The sequence below is a fragment of the Poinsettia branch-inducing phytoplasma str. JR1 genome, assembly GCF_000309465.1.
GTDB classification, from domain to species: domain Bacteria; phylum Bacillota_I; class Bacilli_A; order Acholeplasmatales; family Acholeplasmataceae; genus Phytoplasma; species Phytoplasma pruni.
On record NZ_AKIK01000108.1, the window covers coordinates 1 to 3927 of the forward strand.

A 3927-nucleotide genomic window follows, 5' to 3' on the forward strand; every position below is an offset into this window, starting at 1 on the left:
TATCTAAAAAAAATTAATTTTTTTTTTAAATTAACCTCTCATAAATAAGATACGATTATTATGGATTTATAATAAAATTAAGTTTTAAATGATTTTATTTATGAGAAGCGTTTTTTTATTAAAAATTAACCCCATTCAAAGACAAAAGAATAATTCTACAATTATGAACTTTACAGAATTTATATGCAAATACATTTATCAAAACGGGAAAAAAATATTAATTTGTAAATTAGAAAATTTTAATACTAGCGAAGATAGCAAATACCAAAAATATCTTAAAGCTTCTCAAACTGCATACGACCAAATTTTAAACAAAGACAAAAACCTTGAAAAACAAAACCACTTTTGGTCCAATTTATGGCGCCCTTTACCGTCCTATAAAACAGGTTTTATGATTGCCTTATTCATAACTATGGATGGATTGTTTTTAAGTTTATTATTGGCTTTATTTTTAGTATTCATAAAAACTATTTTAGAACAATCACAAAATTTTCATAAAATGGTCTTTTATTCCCAAAAAAACCTTCTCTCTTTTAATAGATTTTTTCATGAATATTTTTAAAGCGATTCCAATAGCTGTGCAAGCCTTTATTATTTTATAATTCATTAGTTTATTTTTATCTTTTTAAAGGTTTTACAGGTATTTTATATGTAGCTTTAATTGTGGTTTTATTTAAATACCGCTTTTAATTTAACTAATATTATGTTAAACTATATTAAGTTTTTAGTTCGAGGAAAAATAGAAGACGGTTATGCTTTAAGAATGGAAAGAAAACAAGTTTTTCGCTATATTATTTTAGAACAAACATTTAAAAGAATAATTCCTTCTTTTCGGAACCAATTGATTATTAATTTAAAAGAAACTTCTTTATTTTCTGTTATTGGAATGGTAAATTTATTATAAGCAGCAGAAACGTAATATTTCTATTGCTTTCGATGCCATTACGCCTTTTATAGTGGTAAGTATTTTTATATCGTTTTAGTCAGTTTAACTCATTTTACAAGCAAAAAAATACAAAAATGGAATCATTAAAAGACGATAAGAAGATAAAAAATAAACCCTTTTTAGTGGTTTATTTTTTTATATGATAAAGAGTGATAAGTTGATTAAAATTTTTAGCATAGAAGGAATTACATTTGTTCTAAAATAGGTATGCCTAAAATATTTAACCCTTCTTTTATAACAGTAGAAACATTTTTAATTAATAAACCGTTCGCTTTTTGTAAAACTAAATCATCAGTTAAAATTTTTTCCAGAGCGTAAAATTGATTAATAGTTTTAGCTAATTTCAACAAATATCTCGCTAGTACACTCGGCATATTATCTTTTTTCGCTTTTTTTAAAACAGAAGAAAATTGATCTATTAACTTAATTAAAGCGAAATAATGATCTTGAGCGAAATAAACTTTCATTTGAACCCATTTTTTTTCCACATAATCATCACTTTTTTTTAATTGTTTAATAACAGAATTAAGCCTGACAATAGTGTATTGTAAATAAGGACCTGTATTGCCTTCAAATTGTAACATGTGTTTTAAATTAAATTCAATGTTTAAATGGCGATCATTTTTCAAATCATTAAAGACAACAGCGCCGATCGCTATTTTTTGAGCTATTTCATGAATATTAGTTAAATTGTGGTTTTTTTCTTGAATTGTTTTTTCTGCTTCTTTAGTAGTAGCTTCCAAAATATCAATCAATCTATAATTATTGCTTTTACGAGTCGAAATCTTCGTATTTTCAAGCAATACTAAACCGAAATTCACATGTTCTAAATCACAATCATAACCCATGATTTTATTCATCACTTGTTTTAATTGTTGATAATGTAATTTTTGTTCGTTTCCTACAACGTATAAAGTTTTTTGAAAATTAAATCTTTCTTTACGGTAAAGAACACACGCCATATCTCTAGTCAAATAAAGAGTGCTTCCGTTGTCTTTTTGTATTAAAGCCGGTGGAATGCCTTCTAATGGTATAATATAAGCCTTTTGATCTAACAATAATAAATTTTTAGCACGCAAATCTTCCACTAAAGCCATACTTTTATCATGATAAAAAGATTCACCAATATAATGATCAAAAGAAATATTTAATAAATCATAAATTTTACGAAATTCAGTTAAAGAAATATCTTTAAACCATTTCCATAAAGCAACTATTTCGGGATCATTTTCTTCTAATTTTTTAAAAATTTCTCTAGCGTCTTGATTTAATTGTTCGTCTGTCTCTGCTTGGTCATGAAAATAAATATAAAGTTTTTGCAGTTCATTAATAGGGTCTTTTAAAACTAATTCTTTTTTCCCCCATTTTTGAAAAGCTAAAATCATTTTACCAAATTGAGTGCCCCAATCGCCTAAATGATTAATTCCTACCGTTTGATAACCTAATTTATTATAAATATTTTTCAGCGAATTACCAATAACTGTAGAACGAAGATGACCGATAGAAAAATTTTTAGCAATATTAGGCGAAGAATAATCTATCACAATAGTTTGATTATTAGATTTTAATTGTCCATAATTAGTGCCTGATTCGCTAACATCTATCAAAACTTTTTCACTAATCAAATGACGATTAATTTTAATATTTAAAAAACCTTTATCAAAAAAAATATCTTCTATTTCGCTTAAAGTCATTAAATCAGATTTAAAATTATTAAAAATTTCTAAAATATCTTTTTTTAAAGTTTTTTGATAAACAAAAAGAGCTAAGTAAAAATCAAATAATTGACTTTTATCATTGTGCTTAATAATCGTTTTAATGTTGTATTTATTATTTAATGTGTTTTCTATTTTTTGTTTAATTGTATCTAAATGCATAAAAAATGTTTCCTTATTTTTAAGTTATTTTTTATAAAAACTATGAATTTTAAATCATTTATATCATAATCGCGCTTTTAAAAAAATAACATTATTTTGATAAAAAAATAGTTACAGGAAAGAAGATGGTTCTAATTCTAATTGATCTAACACCTTTTGAAAAGCATTATTTAAAGGGACTTCCAAAGATATTTTTTTTTCTTTTTGAGGATGAGAAAAATCTAATTTTTTGGCATGCAATAACTGGGTCTTGATATTTTCATTATGATTGCCGTATAAATTGTCGCCCACAATAGAGTGCTTTAAATAAGACAAATGAACTCTTATTTGATGAGTCCTACCTGTTTCTAACTCTAATTCTAATAAAGAATAATGTTCAAATCTTTGTAAAGTTTTAAAATGAGTAACTGATGCTTTTCCTTTAGAAGTGACAGACATTTTCAAATGGTTTTTCATATCTCTGCCGATAGGCAAATCAATGGTCCCGTGCTGTCCTAAAAAACCATGAATTAAAGCCCAGTAAGTCCTTTTAACATGCCTTTTTTGCAACAATGCTTGCATTTGAATGATGGTTTCTTCCGTTTTACCGACAATCATTAAACCTGTAGTATCTTTATCTAAACGATGGACAATACCTGGCCTTGTGCCTTGTATTTTTTTTAAAACCGGTATTTGGTATAATAAACCGTTCACCAAAGTGATGCCTTTATAACTAGAAGAAGGGTGGACCACTAAATTAACCGGTTTGTTAATTACCGCTAAACCATCATCCTCATAAATAATATCCAAATCTAATGGAATAGGATCTAATTCATTAACAACATTTTTAGTAATTATTTCTACCTTTATTTCATCGTTATTCTTCAAAAGATAACTTTTTTTCTGTTTTTGATCGTTTATTAAGGCTTCTCCAGAAGAAATCAAACTTTGGCATTTGTTTTTACTTAAATTTAATTTTTTCACTAAAAAAACATCAAAACGCATACCTGTTTCTATTTCTTCAACCAAAAATTTCTTCATATTTCGCATCGAGCCTTTCTAACGCAATAGAATAAAATTTGTTCACTTACAAATAAATAAAAAAATAAATGTATTTTTAATAGA

General features: G+C 25.9%; 4 protein-coding genes. 2 read left to right on the forward strand and 2 right to left on the reverse strand.

Annotated elements, in window-relative coordinates; genetic code table 11:
* Positions 1-163 precede the first annotated feature (163 nt).
* Positions 164-562: a hypothetical protein gene (locus ON17_RS03610; RefSeq protein ID WP_160162336.1), complete on the forward strand. Its 399-nt coding sequence runs from the start codon at positions 164-166 to the stop codon at positions 560-562.
* 99 nt (positions 563-661) lie between these two features.
* Positions 662-904 (forward strand): hypothetical protein, encoded by a 243-nt coding sequence (locus ON17_RS03295; protein WP_017191915.1) that lies wholly within the window; start codon positions 662-664, stop codon positions 902-904.
* A gap of 227 nt (positions 905-1131) precedes the next feature.
* On the opposite strand, the gene argS is transcribed toward ON17_RS03295, so the two are convergent.
* Together argS and ON17_RS02460 are read right to left on the reverse strand one after the other, a co-directional pair.
* The gene (gene argS, locus ON17_RS02455; protein WP_017191916.1) at positions 1132-2823 is read right to left on the reverse strand and encodes an arginine--tRNA ligase; all 1692 of its coding nucleotides are present in this window, start codon (positions 2821-2823) and stop codon (positions 1132-1134) included.
* Between the two features lie 111 nt (positions 2824-2934).
* Positions 2935-3843 carry an RluA family pseudouridine synthase gene (locus tag ON17_RS02460; RefSeq protein ID WP_017191917.1) on the reverse strand — a complete coding sequence of 303 codons (909 nt, stop codon included), beginning with the start codon at positions 3841-3843 and terminating at the stop codon, positions 2935-2937.
* Positions 3844-3927: the final 84 nt, after the last annotated feature.

What these genes read in the sequence shown, in the direction of transcription:
- argS (WP_017191916.1), bottom strand. Translation starts at nt 2,823, where the DNA reads ATGCATTTAGATACAATTAAACAAAAAATAGAAAACACATTAAATAAT.
- ON17_RS03610 (WP_160162336.1), top strand. Translation starts at nt 164, where the DNA reads ATGAACTTTACAGAATTTATATGCAAATACATTTATCAAAACGGGAAA.
- ON17_RS02460 (WP_017191917.1), bottom strand. Translation starts at nt 3,843, where the DNA reads ATGAAGAAATTTTTGGTTGAAGAAATAGAAACAGGTATGCGTTTTGAT.